This is a genomic window from Vibrio phycocola, from assembly GCF_053850235.1.
Genome location: NZ_JBSQDJ010000001.1, coordinates 731,716 through 755,539, shown reverse-complemented (window position 1 = coordinate 755,539; position 23,824 = coordinate 731,716). Strand labels below are relative to the sequence as shown.

Genomic DNA, 23,824 nt, shown 5'->3' with positions numbered 1-23,824 from the left:
TCTGATAATTATGAAACAAAGTTAGATTATTAAGCAAAATCTCAAACCACAGCTAAAATTATAGTAGTTAATAGTGTAATTCGGTAAAGATCTGGCTTGACCGAACCACTAGAAATAATTTTTAGTTGGGGCAGAATATGGCATCAGTTGTAATTAATTCAATTGACGATATCAAGATCAATGGATTTGATATCGAATATAAGACACCGGAAGGCGAAACGAAAGTTATCACCGATGGGGTGATTGCAATTGCCGATGGTAGCCTGAGTGTGGAAACGCGTGAAGGTGAATTTTCGATGAATGACCTGATAAATCAATCAGGGGTCAATCTCGAAACCGCTTCTAGTGTGTTCCTTGAAAACAACTTATTTGCTTCGGGAAATTCCACCGATCAGGATCTCTTGATTGAAGGAACGAACGAGGGTGAAATACTTAGTGATGCAGAAAGTGGATCGTTACAAGCAGAGCAACTTGCCGAATTGCAAGCCGAACTTGAGGCTCAAAAGGAAGCGTTACAGCTTGCGATAGAAGAAGCGGGTATAGAACGCTTAGATACATTAGACGAACGATATCAACAGCTTAACGAATGGCAATTACAACTTTCTGCGAAAGAAGCTGAAATTGATGCTGAGCAAGAGGATTTACTTGAGCTTGCTGAAGCGATCGTTAGTCGAAGTGACGTAAACGGACAGTCATACGTTGAAGATTATGTCGTGGAATATGCCGGAGATGGCGTTGATGTTGACCCTGGGATCGAAACCAGTTCTGAACTTGTTCAAGCGATTGAAACACTCATCGAATCCCAACAAAGTGCTATTGAGTCTGCGGTTGCGACATCTTTAAGCGAAGAATCAAATACAACCTCTACAACACAATCTACCACGACTCCAACGAATACAACTAGCTCTTCGTCAAGCTCTTCAAGTTCTTCATCAAGTTCGTCTTCTAGCTCATCAAGTTCGTCTTCTAGCTCTTCAAGTTCTTCATCGACTTCGTCTTCTAGCTCCTCAAGCCCACAGCAAGAGGATGGTACGGGAGATAGTGAGGACGCAGGCCTTGAAGATTACTTAACCCTTCTGTTAGATAGTGAAGATGATTCGGGCTCGGTAGGGGATTTTATAACCAATCATAATACCGATCTAACGTTTTATGGCCAGACTGATCCAGAAACAACTGTTAACTTTGTTCTTATTGACGCCGATGGAAACACGGTTGTTGATGAATTTGTCGTTACTAATTCGTCTGGTGAGTACACCGTTGAACTTGATAGTATGTTTGCCGATGGGTCTTATTCGGTCAGCGTCAGTACGATACTTGAATCAGGTGTAGAGCTTCGTACCGAAGAAACATTTGTCATTGAAACACAAGCGCCAGATGCGCCGACAGTATCGCTTAGCACCGATTCAGATACAGCAGCATCATTTAATGATGCCGACGATACTCCAGGATATAACGTCGACACCTTAACAAGTGAAACAACGCCAACATTTGAAGGTACTGCTGAAGCGGGCACGATAATCACGCTATCGCTTGTTGATATTACTTCAGACTCAGACAATCCTACTTATACCGATTATACGGCCCTAGTCGATGACGACGGTAACTGGTCGCTCACCATTTCTTCACAGTTGGCTACAAACGGCACCTATGATTATTATGTTACCGCAACAGATACCGCAGGAAATGAGTCTGAGCGCACTGAGGCAAGCTTCACATTAGACACCAGTGTAACTTCGGAATCTGGCGATCTATCAGAAAGTTCAGACACCGCAGCAGATTATAATCAAGATAGCGATGGCCACAGCGATGGCATCACATCAAGCAGCTCTCCGAGCTTTAGTGGTACTGTCGAAGTTGACGCCGAGGTTACGTTGGTCATTAGTATCGATGGTGTCGATTACTTTGTTTCACCAACGAATAGCCAATATGTATTAAATGGTGAAGGTGCACAGTCATGGACGATAAACTCGACATCTGATGGTTATGATGGCGTGTTCACAGATATAGAGGATGGTAGCTATAGTTACTATTTCACCTACGAAGATGCAGCAGGAAATGTCGCTACATCAGATACTCAAACCCTTACAATCGATACCACAGCACCAACGGTTACAAGTAGCCTTACCACAGAGACTGATTCTGCTCCAGCAAACACGACCAACACAGATTTAAAACTGGATAACATCACCAATGATACTACTCCAAGTTTGGGTGGAGAGGCGGAAGCTGGTGCATATATTTCGGTCACCATTACATCAGCAGACGCAAGTGTAACCAATTCATACGATACGTTTGTGGATGACGACGGGAACTGGGTTGTAGAGCTCACTGAATACTTGGCACAAGGTGACTATACGGTTGATGTAACTGCGACTGATGCTGCTGGTAACTCAACCGATATCTCACACTCAATTACGATTGATACAGAGTCAGCGCTTTCTGTTACTACCGATATAGCGTCAAATATCATTGATCCTGTACAAACGCTAACAGGTACTGCCGAAGCAGATTCTATCATTACGATTTCAATCATCGCAACCGACGGAACCGAGTACACTCAAACGGTTAACGCTGATGAGAATGGTGATTGGTCATTAACGGTAGATGCCGCAGCAGGCTTAGCGGATGGGATATACAGCTACACGGTCTCAGCTGAAGATATTGCAGGAAATATCACTACAACGGATGCTGACAACTTTACCCTAGACACAACAGTCTCGCCATTTACAGTTGAGCTTGATAGTGATTCTAATAGTGGTGACATTGACGACACCATCACCAACGTGGCTACTCCGACCTTTAGCGGTACAGTAGAAGCGGGTAGTTCAATTTCATTTAACATTAATGGTGATGAATACACCGTTGATAGTAGCGATACATCTGATGGTACATGGTCAGTTACGCTTACAAATGCATTAACAGAAAGTGAAGATGCGTATCAATACACAGTGATCGCCACAGACAGTTTGGGCAATAATTCGACCCTAACCGGTGACGTTACGATTGATACCAGTATTAGTCTTTCCGGTGCACTTGATCCAGACAGCGATACGATGGATAACAGCGATGGCATTACCAGTGATAACACGCCACTATTCTCTGGTACGGGTGATTCTGGTGATACCATTAGCGTTACCATCACCAATACCGAGAATCCCAATTTAGCCGCAATAATTGAAACCGTGACGGTAGGTGATGACGGCAGTTGGTCAATCCAGTTTGCTGACGGTGCGCAGTTATCTGACGGTAACTACGAATATGTAATTAGTGCAGTCGATGATGCAGGTAATAGTACAAGTCTTGCTTCAGAGAGCCTGGTTATTGATACTCAGAACCCAGAAACGTTAACCGCAGGATTATCTGAGGAGAGTGATTATCTTTCTGCAAGTGAGCTTAGTGCCATTCAAGCTATCGATACCGATTACGTTGACACTCTAGATAATCAAACCACAGACGATACTCCTTCGTTAATCGGAAGTGTCGACGCAACTAATATCGACAGTGTTGTTATTTATCTCGACGGTAGTACGACTGGGTTAACCGCAACCTTAGCAACAGATGGTGACGGCAACCTGATTATTACCACCGACGGCAATGGTAACGAAGTGGTTGAATGGACACTAGATATCGACTCAGCTCTTGATGACGGTGAACACAGTTTTAGTATTACCGCGACGGACTTGGCGGGAAATAGCACAACATTATCGGATCAGACATTTGTTGTAGATAGTACCACCAATCAATTACAGGGTAACTTACTTGATGCCGAATCTGATACTGGCACACAAGACGATTATATTACCTCTGATCTCACCCCAAGTTTTAGTGGTAATGCTGGATCAGCTGAAGCTGGCTCAACGATTGTTCTCGATATTAATGGGGCAAGTTATGAAACAGTCACTAACGCAGACGGGAGTTGGTTTGTTACCACTGCAGATGAGTTAACGGAAGGAACGTTCAGCTTTACACTGACTCAAATTGATAGTACCGGTAACTATGCATCTGTAACAGATACACTGTACGTCGATACCAGCACAGACGTAACAATACAACTGGAAAGTGGAAGTGATTCAGGTGAGTTGGGAGATAATATTACCAATGTCACATCACCTACCTTTACAGGTACTGGTGAAGATGGTGCCACGATTGAGTTGACCATCAATGACCAAAACTACACGGAGACCGTAACCAGTGGAACATGGTCTATTGATGTATCGGGTCTCACACCGACGGCTGCTGATGAGAATACCGGAGCGCAAGAGTTTGATTATACCGTTACCAGTACTGATATCGCGGGTAATGTCGATAGTGAAACAGGTTCATTGACGGTCGACGATGAATTGATCTGGGATGGGGATCTCGACTCAAGCATGAATACTGCGTTGGGTGATGATGGGATAACCTATCTTGGTTCAACCTACGTAAGTTTTAGTGGAAGTGTTGAAGAAGGAGGAAGCGTTGAACTTACGGAGTTTAATGGCGTTACCTTAACCACGCCAATTGAAGCAACGATCAATGGTGACGGTACCTGGGATATTGATTTCTCGGCTTCTTCGGAACTACAAGGTCTAGTCAATGGCACGAATTATACCTATACGATAGAAGCGACTGATAGTGCAGGCAACGTAGATACAACCAGTGGGAACTTTACTGTAGAAACGGCACTACCTAAAATTCTAGAGCTAGATTTAGATTCAGAAACCGGACTTTCTGGTGTCGATACGAATACCGATTCCTCTTGGGACGACAATATTACGTCCGACACAACACCAACGATTTCTGGGTTAAGTCAGGTGGGTAATGACCTCACGATTGTAGTCACGGATTCGAGTGGAACAGTCATTGAAACCATTACAACTACCGTTGCCGATACTGATGTTGTTATCATCAATGAAGATGGAGAAGATCAAGAATTTGCTCCTTGGTCTATAGACTTGAGTGATTTAGGCTCTGATGCTGCATACACTATAACGGTTACCGCGGAAGATAATTCGGGTAGAACATCTTCCAGTAGTATCAATATTGAAATCGATACTCAAGCGCCGTTGGACCTAGAAAGCACGACATCTGACGATATTTTAACTAATGAAATGCCAACCTTTACCGGTTCTGTTGATGCCTCTGGTCAGCAAGTTACTCTAATTATTTCTAACCAAGATGGCACTGAAGCGTATTCGATTACCGAAACGTTTGCTGCTGATGAAGCTTGGTCGATTTCAGTACCAGATAGCACGCTTGATGATGGAAGCTATACCTATTCTATTGCTTCTCAGGATTTAGCTGGGAATTTAGGTGAGACGATATCGGCCAGTTTGGTCATCGATACAACGGGGCCTACATTTACAGCAAACCTAGACGATGCTTCGAATACTGGTGACACGAGTGATACGGTTACCTCTGATTCGCAACCAATCGTCAGCGGTAACATTGATGATCCTGACGCGACCATTAGTTTAGAAATCGACGGTCAAACCTATACTGATGCAACGATTACTGACAATGGTGATGGCACTTACGCGTGGGCGATCGCTGTTACAACACCGTTATCAGAGGGCGAGTCAAACTATACAGTTACTGCCACTGATGAAGTTGGTAATGCCAACATTGTAACTGGCGTAATTACTACCGATTACAGTATTGATGTGACCACTCAATTTGATTCACAAACCAATGAACTATCAGATGATAGCGTAATAAGTAACGATAATACGCCAACATTTAGCGGAACCGGCAATGGCGTTGGCGATACAGTCACACTGAATATCGACGGTATTGACGTTGATGGCGGGTCGGTGAGCTACACCTTTACAACGGAAGTTACGGATACCACCGATAGTGACGGAAATTATACCTGGGAGTATACAGTTCCAACGACAGATACCTTAGTCGAAGGTGATTATTCATACACCGTGACGGCGACAGATACCGCTGGAAATAGTGAAGCCGTATCAGGGGAAAGCTTTACAATTGATCTCGGAATCAGTGAATTTAGTGCATTGCTCGATTCAGAACATTCCGACGATGCTGAACCTTTCACACAAGACACATCTCCTAACTTTTCTGGTCAGGTTGAAGTTGGAAGTTCGGTTACCTTATTAATTGGTGGCGTGAGCCTTGCGGCAACCGTGAATGCAGATGGAACGTGGATAATTGATGACGGTGTTTGGGATAGCGCCGGTCTCGCTGATGGTTTGGTCGATGGTGAATACAGTTATTCACTAAGCGCAGAAGATGAAGCAGGAAATACCGATACGATTACTGGAACGTTAAATATTGATGCCTCGTTAAATTTCTCTGGTAGCTTAGATGACTCCTCTGATACCAAAGCAACCGATGCCAACGCAAATCCATTCAGCTACGATAATTACACCAGTGATAATACTCCGATGTTTTCTGGAACAGGTGATGAAAGTGATACTGTCACTTTGTCTATTGAAGCCGTTATATCTGGAGCAGGAACGGATAATGAGCTTACTGAGATCGTTGCAACTTATACTACAACGGTAGATTCAGGCGGTACTTGGGATATCAACGCCGAATCTGTAACGGCTGATGATGGCCAAATGTATACACTGGGTGACGGAGAGTACCGTTATTCATTAACCGCAACAGACACTGCTGGAAACAGTTCAGTTATATCTGAATTAATGACTATCGATACTGAGACATCGCTTTCTGGTCAACTACAAGATTCAACAGTCATCGATACCGGCAACAGTAGCACCGATGGCGTTACGCAAAATACGACGCCAATCTTTACAGGTACTGGCGAAAATGACGCTACCGTAACCTTGGTATTACATAACGAAGCTGACGGCTCTGATACGTCTGGCGATATCACTAAAACAGTAACCGTATCGGACGAAGCATGGTCGATTGCGTTTACAGACTCTGATGCTCTCAGTGATGATACAACCTACACCTATACCATTGTCGCAGAAGATATTGCTGGAAATGTGTCAGAAACTATCTCGGACAGTTTGGTTATTGATAACAGTGGCCCAGTTATTTCAGTTTCAGCTCACCTAGATACTTCAAGCGACAGTGCTCCGGTTGATGAATCACTGGTTAACAATCCAGCTAATGCCGACCTCGATGCCGATGGAATTACAGCGGATACAACGCCTCGTATCTCTGGCAGCGCCGAAATTGGTGCGTCTGTTTCTGTTGTTGAAACCGGATCAGATGCAGCTCCTGTAACAACAACAGTCGGAGATGATGGAAATTGGTATGTTGACTTAACGGAGATCTCTGGAGAAGGCACCCACGAGCTGACAGTTACCTACACTGATGGCGCTGGGAATACGACAACCGAGACCATGGATTTCGTACTCGATACACAAAATACTGTCGATGGCTCCCTTGATATTGGCAGTGATAGCGGACGAGATATTGGCAGCGATACCGACACACTCGAGGCTGCAACGGATTCGATCACTAACGCCGATACACTTGTGTTCTCTGGAACGGGTGACGAAGACCAGAAAGTGATCCTTCATATAAACGGCAGTACTTATGACGCTGTAGTTGAAGATGGAGAATGGGCGATTGATGTCTCTGGCCTTGCCGAAGGTACTTATGAGTATTATATCGATTCTAACGATACTGCCGGAAACTACGGTTCATCAGGTGTACAGAGTGTAACGGTTGACCGAACTGCCCCTGAAGTGACAACAATCTTGGATCTGAGTTCCGATACAGGAATACAAGGTGATGACATCACAAATGACAACTCGCCTTTGTTTAGTGGAACGACTGACGACGGTGATGCCATTGTACAGATTCAAATTGGCGGTGAGACAATTACTGCTGAAATAGGTGAATATGATGCTGACACCGGATTATGGTCTTGGAGCGCACAATGGACGTCGACGTTAACCGAAGGCGACCACGATTACACCATAACTGCAACCGACAAAGCTGGAAATTCAGTCAGTAATACCCAGACCCTAACCATAGATACGGTTGGAGAGATTACGGCAAGTATTGTCAGTGATTATATCGAAGAGGGTTCAGGGCTACTTATTGAAGCTGATGAACAGCTTATCTTTGCAGGAACTGCTGAAGTTGGTTCATCACTCGAATTGGTCATCACTGATAGTGAGGGTAATATCAGTAGTTATACCGACATTACCATTAGCGACAGCTACGATAGTGATGGTAACAATTGGACGTACACCTTAACCGCCGCTGAACAGGCTGCATTAAGCGACGGCAGCTACAGCTACCAAGTTGTTATGACGGATACTGCAGATAATGTTGGGAGCACGACTTCAGAAAACTTTATCATTGATACTCAAGTTGGTGGTTTTACATCAGAGTTAACCTCAGATTCGGGGCGTGCAACGGAATTCACCACCGATGAAATAACCAATGAACTTCCATTAACATTTAGCGGTTCTGCAGAAGAAGGCGCGACCGTGGTTGTTGCAATAGATGGTTACTCCTATCAGGCGGTGTTTGATGGCGTGGATCCTACCAGTTGGACGGTTATCGTCTCATCCGAATACTTAGTTTCTGGTGAAACATGGGAATCCGGTTATGCGTTAGATGCAGAAGGTGACTACGATTACAGTTTTACTGTCACTGATGTTGCTGGAAACCAGATCACGAGCACCACCGCATTAGACTCAGATTTAGTGGGAAATGGTACGGTTGTTGATGATTTAACTGGAACCATAACCATAGATAGCTCTGTCGATGCAACAGCACAACTAAGTGATAGTACTGATACAGGAAATGATTCAAGTGACGGCGTCACTCAGTCTGTGAATCCAATTTTTACTGGTTCGACAGAGCTGGATGCAGAAGTGACTATCTCCATATTGTTAGATGGTGGAGAAGTATATAGCGCTACCTTTATAAACAGTGAAGACGCCGCTGCTAGTAATGATCAGCTAACGTTTGTTGATACTGGAGGCGATACAGGTGAATGGTCGTATACCCTCTCTGATTCGTTATCAGAAAACAATGATTATACTTATGAAATTGAGGTGACGGATAAGACTGGAAACACTTCGGATACGATTTCAGGTTCAATAAGTATCGATAATGAATCGAGTGTCTATATTTCCGGTATCAGCTCATCATCTGATTCTGCACCGGAAGGTGTGGCGGATGATGACGCACGCCTTAGCGACCAGATCACCAACATAACCCCAACTCTTGAAGGAACTACAGAAGCAAATGCTGAAGTAAGCGTGATATTGACCACTGTCGACGGAACGGAAATCACACTGACTACTACTGCTGATTCTGATGGGGCGTGGAACCTCAATTTACAAGGTAACGACACACTTGACGATGCTGGGTTGTTGGACTTAGATGGTAACCTTAATGAGGATGGTGAGTACTATTACAGTGTCACTTCTACAGATGTTGCTGGTAATGTGAGTAGTAGCGAAACTGGCAGTTTTGAATATGATTCTACTGCAGAAACCGAATTCGCGTTTTCAGGAGGCTTGGCTCAAACTGAAGAAAGTGATACAGGATTACATCAAGATGACGGCATAACTACGGCACAATCTCCGACATTTAGTGGCTTTGGTGAGGTTGGAGCGAGCGTTGAATTAACGATAGATGGTCAAACGTATACCACAGAAGTAATTAATAGCGATGGTTCTTGGACTATTGATCTTGCCGAAGAGTCCACTGTACTCGATGCAGGCGATTATAGTTACACATTATCGCTAACTGATGATGCTGGTAACACAACAGCGCTTGATGCACAGCAGGTAACCGTTGATTTAACCGATCCCATCGCTACCGCAGAACTTGAAAACAGTAGTGAGTCTGACACCGGTACGTACAATTCAGATGACTATACATCTAATATACAGCCTGTATTTGAAGGGACGGTAGATGAAACGTCCAATATAAGTTTTACTATTTACCAGAAAAATAGCGATGGTGATGTAGTTGATAGCTTTACCTATGATGTGGAAGAGGTAACGGATACGTGGTCAATCGATTTATCCAGTACTGACTATGAAATGACCTCATCAGGTACTTACTATTACGCGGTCACTGCGACAGACCTTGCAGGGAATGAACTCGCCAGCAGCGAATACAGTTTCACTTTAGACCTCGAAAATACGCTACAAGTGGACATCGATGCAACAAATAACAACGGTGCGGTAGATAGTCCTGCGGTCATCTCTGGCGATACCACCACAATACAGCTAGCGGACAAAATCACTAATGACTCCGAGTTACACTTTACCGGTAGCGGTGAAGCGGGTGATACCGTAGAGATTACCGTTTACGATAGTGATAGCAATGCCGTTGCAACAGAAACCATCGTTCTTCCAGGAACACAGGGCAATGGTACGTCTGAAACCTGGTCATTCGATACCGAAGCATTATTAGATCAGGCGGATAACTCACTTTCCGAAGCCTTCACTTATAACGTTACATCAACGGACTTAGCTGGAAATACTAAAACCTATACGGGTTCGGTAACGGTTGATCAAACCATTGTGACGACATTAACCACCGAAGGCTTAACGGATGCATCCGACTCCGAGCCGAGTGGTGTGTCAGAACAGAATGATAATATTACTTACTTAACCCCAGTCCTAGAAGGAACAGTAGGTGATGAAGCAGTCAGCGTAGACATTATATTAACGTCTATCGATGGCATTGCATTAACGAGTGATGAAGCTGATCGAACATATACCGCAACGATTACAAGTGGAGAGTGGGAAGCGGAAATTGATGGCTTAACCATTGATGGTGTCTATGCCTATGATGTGGTGGCCTACAACGACCTTGGTTCGGCATCTGATACGGTGAGTGGTTCTTTTGAAGTTGATACTGTGATTGATCAATTCACAGGAACGATGAATTACGACAGTTCGAGTGCAGACGAAACAGGTGATGTTGTTAAGGTTTCGACTGAACCTGGATTTTCTGGAACAGGTGAAGTTGGCGCAACGGTCACCGTTGAATTCTTCTTGGTTAATGGTGATGGGTCTACTATTTCACAGGGTACTGAAGCTGCAACTGTCAACAGTGATGGCGAATGGGTCATAGTCGCGAGCGATTACAGTGGCTTGAATCTAGAATCTGGAGATTATGCCTATGAGATCGCGATTACTGATATCGCCGGCAACACCAATTCAGAAGAAGATTTGATCACTGGTTCATTTGAACTCGATTTTACCTTACCAATTATAGATTCTATTGATCTGGTCACTAGCAGCGATACTGGTGACTCTCAATATGATGATTATACCAATGATACCACACCAGCCTTTTCTGGTGCGGTGAGTAATGCTGATTCAGGAACGACGGTTGTCATAACTATTACTAACTCTGATACGAGTTATGACTTTACAACGAGTGTGGACACTGACGGAAATTGGTCTATCGATCTCGCAAGTGACACTGATGACACCGGGGCTTCGGTTGAACTGACTGATGGTGAATATGACATAAGTGTTGTCGCAACCGACAGTGTTGGTAATGTCAGTGAAATTAACGCAGCGAGCACCGAGTCGTTCACCATCGATACTGTAAATACCTTATCTGGAGAAATGGAATCAGGTGAACAAGATACAAACGACCTTAGTACTACAGCTACGTCAACTCTGGGTGATGGTTCAATATTAATAGAGCAGCCCGATAGAATTACAAATGACGCTACTCCAAGTTTCAGCGGAACAGGAGAAGAAGGCGATGTCGTTACTTTATCGATTACTCATGATGATGGAGACGGTGCTGTTGAAGTTTATACCACAACAGCAACGGTAGAATCTGGAGAGTGGACAATTGACGTTGACTCCGACCTTTCGGCGGATGGCGAGTATGCCTACAGTATTACTTCAAGTGACTTAGCGGGTAACAACACTGAAGTTCAGGGCGAGTTTACCCTTGATACTGGTAATCCGAGCGGATTAACGTCTTCTGGTTTAACCATTGGTTCAGATTCGGGGACGTCCGATTCAGATAATATAACCAATCTTACCCCAGTCTTAGAAGGTACCGTTGAAGATAGTGAGGGTATGACGGTTTCTGTTACGTTAGTGAGTAAAGATGGTGTTCCGTTAGATGCGGGCAGTTATACCTATGATGCGACAGTAGCGAATGGTACGTGGGAAGTAAGCTTGACCGGCCTGGATGATGATTCAGGTTTGTTAGATGGAGAATACGCATACACGGTTACTGCTACTGATATAACTGGCAATATTAGTGTTATTTCTAGTGACGAACTGACATTTGCTCTAGATAATTTGGTTGATCCAAAAACTGCTGTTCTTCAGTCTACAACAGATGAAGATATTGATGGTAATACCGTTACAAACGATCAAACACTTAACTTTAGCGGTACAGGTGAAACCGACTCGACAGTGACGGTTGAGATTTATCAAGTTGATGAATATGGCGTAGTTTCAACGGACGTGAGTGCTACGGCAACAGCCTCAGTGTCAGAAAGTGGAACTTGGAGTATCAACGATGATGATTATGCCGATTCATTAACCGCCGGAACTTACCAATACCAAGTATCGATAACTGATACTGCAGGAAACACAGAAACGATTGTTGAGGGAAGCGATACCGAAATCATCGTTGATATCTCGGGCCCGACCATTGAGTCGTTTACGCTAAGCGAATCGGCTGATACTGGGGATTCTACGTCTGATGGTATAACGAAGGATACTTCACCTGCTTTTAACGGCGTGATCAGTGAAGAAGGGACGATTACCTTGACGATCGTACCCACTAATAATGATGGCGATCAAATAACAGAACAAGCGGTCACTGTTGAAGGTATTACAACTTCGTATGACTCGGGCAGTGGTAGTTGGATTTGGGATTATGATCTTTCCAATAATTCTAGCATCGCAGCTTTAACAGACGGTAGTTACGAATATTACGTAAGTGCTAGTGATATCAATGGCAACTCTTCGGCTATATCTGAAGCGCAGGGCTTTGACGTTGATACTACCAATGAACTGAATGCTGATATGGATTCAGGGGCTCAAGTTAATGATTATGAATCAGCGAACTACAATGCGACTGATTCAACTGATGACAATGAAATTTGGACCAATCCAGACCGAATTACTAACGATTTGACTCCAACATTTTCTGGCTCAATTGAAGCATCTGATGATTCCGTTAGCCTCGTCATTTATGCTTCAGATGGAACAACGCAGATTTTAGTCACAACGGTAACCGCCGATTCCAATGGTGATTGGGATTACGATTTAGGCTCAGATGCGGCTAAGGCGCTATTGGTTGCGAGTGGGTATGCTGATGGAGAGCTGACTGACGGAGATTTCTCATACACCATTTCATCTACTGATGTGGCTGGAAATACAAAAACCTATGAAGGTGATTTTGAAATAAAAACTGACTCAGAAGTCACAGTGTCCTCCGATGGGCTAACTGATGACTCTGATTCTGAACCAAATAATGATACGACTACTTATAGCGATGAAAATAACGATAACATCACCAATCTATCCCCGATTTTAGAGGGAACAACAACGGGTGGAGCCGACTTTATTTCTGTTGTACTGACGAGTTACACAGATGTTGACGGCACTGAAACTACCCTTACCGAAGCAGACAATACATATACCGTTGTCGTTGAAGATGATGGCAGCTGGACCGTAGAGTTAAGTGATCTTCTGGAAAGTGATGGCAGTGCTGACGGGACCTATAGCTACAAAGTTATTGCTTATGACGGTGTCACTATCGAAGACGCGGTTGCCATCGAACTTGATGCAGATAACGCTGACAGTGAAGATATCTTAAGCTTTGTTTTGGATAGTCAATTTAATACTGATACCGCGAGTGCTACTGTCGATGACCTTGTTAACGTCACATTGGCTGATTCTTCGGAATATGATGCGGTTGACTCAGGTAATATTTTATTGAAAGGGACCGCCGAGCAAGATGCGGTGGTAGAAGTGACCATTTATCAAGTTAACGGTGATGGTTCGCGTACAGAGCTCGGTACGATTACTACGCGTGCATCTGTGGAAGATTCAGACGTCGATACAGACGATACTTACGTTTGGACAATTAACAGTAGTACCGACGGCTACAGCGATGTTATTGGATCAGGTTTGGCTGATGGTACCTATCAATACGATGTAACGTTAATCGACATTGCTAATAACACGACCACTATTGATACCGAAGAGTTTGTTGTTGATAGTACTGCTCCAACGTTGACGGTTTTAGGATTACTTAGTGAGAGCGATAGTGGAGACTCTAATTCTGATGCGTACACGAATGTAGCAACGCCAACCATTATTGGTACGGCAGATGAAACAGGTACGATTACGTTAACTATTACAAATGGTGACGATATCTATCAAGTTATTCAGGCGATAGATGATACCGGAGATTGGAGCATTGAACTTCCGGCAGAATACGAGCTGACAGAAGGTGAGTGGAATTATACAGTTTCGATGACCGATGAAGTGGGTCTTACCACCACGTCTAGCCCGTCATCGTTTACCGTCGATTTAACCAATGAGCTTACTGCCGACATTGCAGCAACTCAAATCGATGGCAGTGATACAAGTACTTCTGCAACTGACGAGTCTGGAGCGGTAACCGTAACTCTTCCTACCTCAACCACAAATAATGGGGAACTGAGTTTTAGCGGTGAAGCAGAAGATGCAGATAGCGTTACAATTAGCATTACAAATGATTCAGGGTATTCATACACAGATACCTTTACTATCACCACAGACAGTGATGATGAAACGCTTGAAAATTGGACTTATACCTTAAGTGATTCGAATATTTTAATTGACGAAGGGACATATCATTACACTATAACTTCATCGGATTTGGCGGGAAATGAGAAAACCATCGAAGGTGATGTTATCTATGATACGACCCAAAGTACGGTAACCGTTTTAGGTGTGAGTGATGACACTGACTCAACAAGTGTCCCAAGCGATGATGTCAATTATATCTCTTCAGAAAATCAAGATAATGTAACAAATGTAGACCCAACCCTTGAAGGAACAGTCGATAGCGCCGTTTCAATTTCAGTTCAATTAGTGTCGGTTACAACAGGCGGTAGTACCGTCACGTTGGACCCAAATAGTTACAGCTATAGCGGTACTGTTAGTGATGTACTAAATGATTCTGATACCTATGATTGGAGCGTATCGGTTGATGATATCGTAAGCACGATCAGTGCTGGCAGTGATAGTAACCTTACTGAAGGAACGTATGCGTACCAAGTTATCGCAACTGACAGTTCGGGTAACGTTACTACTTTAACCGATGGAGGCTCTGAAGAACTGTCATTTGACATTGATCTCAGTGTTGATGCATCGACCAGCGAAGGTTACCTCCACACTACAGATAACGATACAGGTAGCAGTGACTCCGATCAGATCAGCAGTGACACTAAACCGTCGTTTAGTGGTAATGGTGAAGCGGGATCTCTGGTTACGGTAACGATTTACGACGGAGATTCTGCCGTTGGCGTATTTACCACTCGAGTGAGTGACGTAGATGGTGACGGAGATGGCAACTATTCTTGGGCATTAGATACTTCGTCGGCTGATTATGGTTTCTCAGGGTTGGCAGATGGTGAGTACACGTATGCTATTTCGGAGACCGATATTGCCGGTAATACGACCGACATAACACCGACTAACAGTGCGACGTTTGAAGTGGACACTACCGCGCCAACGATAACGGATTTCGACATGATCTCCGATACTGTGAAGGACGGTTATACAGCAGACGCGAGCCCAACTTTCGAAGGAACGGTGTCGGATGCTAACGCTGTCACCCTTACTTTAACTGTCACGGATGCCGGTGGATCCTCATACGATATTGACGTCGATGTTGCTGAAGGTGATACCGATTGGAGTATTGATTTATCGGGTACAGTACTGAGTGATGGAGAAGCTAGCTATTATATTACCGTTGTTGATAGAGCTGGTAATAGTTCAGTAAGCGACACTCAAACATTTATCGTTGATACTACTAACAGCCTGACCGGAGCGATGACCACAGACTCTGACTCCGGGGCTGATGATATTAATAATTATACTGATCTTGATGCGACCAATATGTCATTTGAAGGTACTGGCGAGGTAGGAACTACCGTGTCTATTACCATTAGTGATAGCACTGGTGACGTGGTAACTATAACCGGTGTTACGATAGATACGGACGGCAATTGGAATTATACCCTCACACAGGATCAAGAAGATTTACTGAGTGATGGCACAAGTTACGAATACGAGATTAGTTCAACCAATACAGTGGGTATCACTAAAACCATAAGTAACAATGGTACAACTCTGGTTGCTACGATTGATGGGACCGAGACAACACTGTCATCTGAATCCACGACGATTAATTATGGATTTATTGTTGATGAAAGTTCACCAGATGCTGCGATAGTGGATGGTCTGAGTTTTGATACTGATACCGCTGCAGAAGTTTACATCGACTCTGAAGATACAGACCGGAATGACAATACGACCAATCTAACTTCTCCAACAATAGAAGGAAGCTTCTCTGCCCTAGAAATTGTTGACGTCGATGGTGTAGAAACAACACTTGTTGAAAGCGTAGACGTCGTTTTGTTGTCCGTCACCGCTGATGGAACGACGACAACACTCACCGATGTTAGTTTTAGCGCCACAATTAATGGGACTGACTGGAGTGCAATACTTGACTTGGAAAGTTATGGAGATGGCGTCTACTCGTACGAAGTGGTACTTACCGATATTGCAGGAAATACTTCGACGCAGACATTGGACTCAGAAGGGAATGCTCTTGAATTAACCTTAGATACGACAGCGCCTGAGACGCCAACCAATGATGGCTTCGGTGATGCAAATGATTTCCTTGACCACGGTGGCGATACGGATACTGGTAATACGAATGATAATTCGACCAGTAATACTCAACCTACCTTTACTGGTTTTGCCGAAACTGGCTCTTTGGTGACATTAGTCATTGCAGGAAACGCCTATTCAACCACCGCTGATGCGATCGATGGTTCATGGACCATTAGTTTACTTTCTGAAGGTGCAGCAGAACTATCAGATGGAACCTATACCTATACAGTCACTTCAGAAGATAAAGCAGGCAATAGTACACTCGTTGATGCCGAAATCGAGATTGATACTGCTGGGCCAGAGATTGTCTCAGTCGAACTTGAACCAGACCTATCCGTTGAAGATGACACTTGGGCGGATGAAACTGACGCTGATCTGAAGTCTGAATTAGAAGATCGTTCTACAACGACAACAGAAGTCATCGATGGCAATACCAGTTATACCGTACCACTGCTTGGTGAGGCCTCTCCGGTCTTTACGGTCTCAGCAGAAGCGGGTACGACGGCGACCTTAACAATTACTGATCTCGAAGACGCCGATATTGAATATACCTATGAAATTACTATTACTGAAAATGAGTCGGATAGTACCTCAGGAACGTATTCGGTAAATGGCGTCGAAATGGGTACAGTGAATCTTGATGCTGAAGGGGTTGCGACCATTACGGTTGAAGTCGATGAGCTTGCTGTCGATACCAACGGACAAGCAGAATATAGATATGAAGTGAGTGCCGTTGACGACGCTGGGAATGAAGCATCGAATGTGATTATAGAAACTCCGGAAGTTGATGGGTTAACGGTCGACGAAGGGTATTTCGCTCTTGATGTCACTACGGACTTGAGCAATGTCGCATTGTCCGATGGCAGCGACACTGGGTCAGATGATAGCGATCATGTAACCTATGATCAAACACCTGTATTTGAAGGTGAAGGGGAAATAGGTGCAGCCATTGAAATCGAGATTGTCGATTCCAATGGGGATACTGTTACAACGGTGAACACAGAAGTTGGTTCTGATGGTACTTGGTCTCTTGAGGTCGATAGTGAGCTAGCATCCGGCGATTACTCAGCAGTGATTACCGCAACTGATACAATGGGTAATCAGGTTAGTGAGACGATCGATGATCTTACTATCGATAGTGATGCACCGTTAGCAAGTACCATCACATCAGTAATGCCTCTTTATGACGTTACCTCTAATACTTCTTACGATTATGGACAATCTGGTGACTACATTACGTCCGCACAAACGGTCTACATTAGTGGCGCGGTGTCGGATATTTCTAGTGAAGTTGAAGAAGGTTCAATCATTACGATAACGGTATACGAAATTGATGTTGATGGAAATATCGTATCTGGCGGCGTAAGTACAATCGCAACTGCAACGGTATTAAGCAATAATACATGGGCTGCTGAAGCCACTCTAAATGTAAATGATACAACTCACTTTGGTTACTCTGTGTCAATTACAGACTTGGCAGGAAACCAAAGTAGTTCGACCATTTCGACCGAAACGGATGGTTTACAGACCTTCACAATCACACCTGTTGAACTGACGTTTACTGAATATGAAGATGTGAGTTCAGGCGCTGAAATTGATGGTCAATATCAAGGTAGTAGTACATCCTATTTCTATACTCAATTGTCTACTTTTAATGCAGTCGGTCAATTGGCTGATAATATAGATACAGATGATGTCAGCATCACTGTAGTGGATGAAAATGGCGACCCAATTTCGTCGAGCCTATACAGCTTCTCGTTAAACGACGCCACAGCTGATGATGGCGTGCAAACATGGACGCTCAACTTTGGTGGTTTATCCGATGGTACATACACCTATACTATTAACGTCAGTGATGAGAATGGGTTAACGAACTCGTTGTCTAACAGTGTCACTGTTGATAACGCAATTCCAACAGCACCGACATTAGTGTCTATCAACGGTGAGTCGGTTGTAGATCAAACATATTTAATTAATGACGAAGCGACATTCTCTGGGACGACGGAACCTTATGCGACCGTTACGCTTTACTTTAGTGCAACCAATTCTGGTGGAGGGACCGATTACTCTATTACTACGGTTGCAGATAGTAGTGGTAATTGGGTCTTGGACATCGATTCTGCTAATACTGCGACCACTGATTATACCGATGAGCTAGATGGTGAGTATTACTACAGCTTTACAGCAACAGATCTCGCGGGTAATGAAAGCGCGGCGAGCACTCCTTATCTAGTCAATTTCGACTCTACTGCTCCTATATTCAGTACAGTTTCGTTTAGCGCAGACGAAAATACCAGTGATGGTGATAGCGCTGATACATTTGCTCTCGACGATGACTGGTGGGTAGTCGGTGCACAAGAAGAGATGATTATTTCTGGTGAAATCACCGATACGGGAAGTAATTTAGATTCTCTAACGCTAACTGTTAATGGTACCGATTATTCTGAATATATTTCATTGGTTGGTGGTTCATTTACCGTTGACTTCGATGCCTTGCTAGATGCAATAAATGCCGTAGAATCCGAACAATTTGACCAATACTCATTGGTATTTACCGCGACGGATACACACGGCAATGAAACTCGTTTTGAAAAAATACTAAATTACGATGAAACGATAAGTATTACAGCATCACTCTCTGCGACTTCGGACAGTAATTCAGATGATATTACCAATGACACGACTCCAACCTTAGTTGGTGTAACCACAGACAATGCATTTGTGACCATTTATGGCAGTAATGGTACAACGGTAATTGGAACAACTACCGCAGATAACAATGGTGCATGGAGTTATACGTTTAGTGAGCTTGTTTCGGGAGACTATACCTACATCGTTACGGCGGCAGAGGATGTCAGTGGAAGCAATGAAACTGCTGGAGTGAGTGTTAGTTTCGAAGTCGATGCAACGGCGCCCGTGTTGTCAACCATAACCATTTCATCATTAACCGCTGACAGTGATGGGCTTGCTGATAGCGACGGTGTCGTTGATGGTGATGATGGTAGTATTTACGATGTTGCCGATTCAAGTACCGGCAATGGTGATTCGGCACCTATCTTAACGACGAAATATAATACGGTCTTGATTGAAGGGGCTGTTGACGATATTACCGCGACCGTTGAAGTATTCATTGGTGGGCAATGGCATGATGTGGATGTTGACGGAAGTGGCGCATATAGCTTCAATATTACCCTTGCCGCGTCTGACGATGCCTATACCTACCAAATTAAAGCGACCGATATTTCTGGAAATGAAACGTTAACTGAAAGTACCGTAACGATTGAGCCGAGTACGGTTACCATCGACGTTGACGATCTTTCGACTGATTCACTTACTGTAACAACCGATGAGAATGGTCAGGAACAATTGGTTATCAATGGTGATGTCACCACTGGATTGACCTTAGCGCTAAGTGGCACAACAGCAGCAGGAGCAACCTATATAGTGTATCTTGCTGATGCTGATGGCAATATCGTGACTGATGTTGATTCAAATAGCGTATATGAGTTCGAGGGCACAGCTGATAGCAACGGTGTATGGGAAATTAACAACACTGGCTTAGATTTGGATGATTTAGTCGATGGTTATCAAATTATTATCGAATCATCAGGGCGTACTGACACGATAGAAATTGTCGCTGATACTGATGTTGAATTGACGGATATTCAAGTACTAGGTCAAGAAGAGTCAGGAAGTGAATACTTTAACGCTGCTAATGTCACTGGCGATATTATTAGCGGTACAACCGATCCAGGCGCGACGGTAACTATTGCTCTGACCAATACGACAGCAACGTCGGGTATTACAGAGTTTACCGAAGCTGATGTGTCCGTTATTGTCGATGCAAATGGCGATTTTACCATAAGTAACAGCGGTGGCGCGCTTTCCGATGGATCTTATGAGTTTACGATTACAACAACAGATAGTTCTGGGAATGTGGCTACCGAAACCGGTACGTTTGTTATCGACACTGAAGCCCCAGATATCGCGATTGGCAATATTGTGACTTTGAGTGAAGTCGATGACTCTAATGTAGAAACGACCATTTCCTCTGGTTCTACTACAGCAGAGGACAGTGTTCAATTCAGCGGTACAATTAACTTATCTGATGACGACTATAACAAAGTGACTTTGGTTGTAACCGATACGTTGGGCTCTGAGTCAAGTTATGTGATTAGGTCTGATGATGGATCTTCTACTTCCGATGGTGTTTCATTTAATTCAAGTACTGGAGAGTGGTCTTTAACGTTAGACAATCTAACTGATGGCGACTATAGCTATGCCGTGTATATCGAAGATTCAGCTGGAAACGAAACCCAGCAGACTGCCGATGACGGTAGTTTCACGGTTAAGACTTCGATAAGTGATAGTGAAATCAGCTACAGCTTAATAGGTGGAACAGAAGATGGAACTAATGCCTATACGACGACTGATGACACCTTTGATGTTGAGTTTAGTTCTTCAAGCACAACGGGAGTTACAGTGGTCGCTACCTTATTCCAAAGTGGTGTGGCTATATCAACACCTGTGGAAATAACTGTTGATGATAGTGGGTCTCAAACGATTAATTTTGCCTCTGTTGATGCTTCAGGTGATGGTACGTATCAAGTTGAAACGGTTATTACCGATATCTACGGTAATACCACAACTGAATACATGACAGTGGAATACTCATCGACAGTATCTACGTTATCGATAGAATTACCGAGTGATACTGGCGCAAGCGATAGTGATGGCGTAACTAGCGATTCGACCGTAACAATATCCGGAATTTCGTCTAGCGAAAATGGGTGGTTGTATTCGATTGATGGTGGGAGTACGTGGTATGCAGGTTCAACCAGCTTAACCGATGAAGGCGATGGTACTTACAGTGCAACCTTTGCGCTTGGTGATGGTGTTTATACTGCCGGCGATATAGTAGTAAAACAAGTTGATGATAACGGCAATGAAAGTTCCGAAACCTCATCAATATCGGATATTACGATTGATAATTCAGCGCCAAATGCGGTGTCGCTAACATTAGACAATGATACTGGCACAGTGGGCGACAGTATTACTTCTGACGGTACGATAAATGTTTCGGGCATCGAAGGTGGTGCAACGTGGACGTATTCTTACACCACATCAGGTGGCACGGTCACCTCGAGCAGCTTCGCATCAACAGTGACGAGTTTTGAACTTGACCCAGAGGTGTACACCAGTGTGACCGTGACGGTGACGGACAGCGCGGGTAACTCAACGACGACCTCATTATCTGATATTACCGTTACAGGTACGATTTCGGCTCCAACTCTTACTTTACCGTCTAATACAGGTGTTGATGCAACCAACGACACTACCGTAACTATTTCAGGTATAAGTAGTGGCAACAGTTGGATGTATTCGGTAGATAACGGGGCAACTTGGTATCTTGGCTCTGGTACCAGTTTTGAGTTAAGCGATGGCGATTATTCGACTGGTGATATCCAAGTCAAACAGATCGATAGCAGCAATAATGAGAGCGCAGTAACTTCATCAACATCGGATGTTACAGTCGATACTCAAGCACCGGATTCAGTGTCTTTAGCACTAGATAATGATACTGGAACTGTAGGAGATAGCATTACCTCCGATGGGCAGATTAATATTACAAGTGTTGAAAATGGTGCGACGTTAGAATATTCAACCAATGGCTCTACTTGGACACCGCTTACAAGCAACGCGAGTTCAAGCACAACCTATAATTTCACGTTAGGTACGGGTACGTATTCATCCATATACGCTCGCGTAACGGATAGCGCTGGCAATTCGACCACAAGTACGCTTTCAAATGTAACAGTAACCGCGAGTTCTTCAACCATTGCGATTGCGTTAAATAGCGATACGGGCGAAAGCAACAGTGATGGTGTGACGTCAGATGCAACTGTGAATGTGTCTAATGTGACTTCTGGAAACAATTGGATGTACTCAATTGACAATGGATCAACTTGGTTTATTGGTAGTGGCTCAAGTTTTGAGTTATCAGATGGAAGTTACAGTTCGGGAGCCATACAGGTTAAGGAAGTCAGTGCGAGCGGTGAAACATTGGGAACAGCATCATTAAGTGGATCGTACACCATCGACACATCAACACCTATTGTGTCATTGTCGAGCGCACTCAATGAAATCTCTGGCCACACAAACGAAGCGGTGACCTTGGATTTCGACTACGACAACAACGGAAGTGTAGACCACTCAATTGATGTTGCGGCGAATAGTAATTGGAGTGTTAGTGCTGATGATTTAGGCCTCACTAATAATGATGCTGCGTATACCGTTGATATAACAGCGACCGACAGTGCAGGAAACAGCCTGGATAATCTCGATGTTCTGTTAAATGTAGATACGGTTGACCCGACTTTAACTAACTTCACCATTTACGATGATGTAACCAGTGGTGACACGGATGATACTGGCTTCCTTTCGAACGGTTCTTGGACCAATGACAGCCAGCCAACCTTTGAGGGAGAAACTGAAAGTGGTGCAACTGTGTCATTAACGATTGGTTCCGATGTCTACGAAGCTACCGCATCAAGTGATGGTTCATGGAGTATCACCCTTGGCACTCCACTTGATGATGGCAGTTATTCTTACTCGGTTTCGATTACTGACGATGCTGGCAATAGCTTGAGTAATGCAGCATCAGGAACATTAAATATTGATACTACGGCTCCAACGTACGAGAATTTAGCGACTGATTCTGGTACTGGTGCGGTGAGTTTTGACGTTAGTGAAGTAGGTAGTGGTATTAGTTCGATTAGTGCTATTTTGAGCGATGATACAGCATTGACTGTTGACATGAGTAGTCTTGTTAATAATGAGGGAACAGTAACAGTGAGTGATAATGATACGGGTACGACATCGGATGTTGTTATCACCATCACTGACGTTGCCGGAAATGAAACTCAGATAGATACTGATATCTAAACTCATCTGGTGAGATAGAAAAAGCCAGTCACATGACTAAT

General features: G+C 43.9%; 1 protein-coding gene. It reads left to right on the top strand.

Features of this window, described 5'->3' with window-relative positions:
- Positions 1-137 precede the first annotated feature (137 nt).
- Positions 138-23,783 (top strand): Ig-like domain-containing protein, encoded by a 23,646-nt coding sequence (locus ACWU4D_RS03280; RefSeq protein ID WP_456049946.1) that lies wholly within the window; start codon positions 138-140, stop codon positions 23,781-23,783.
- Positions 23,784-23,824: the final 41 nt, after the last annotated feature.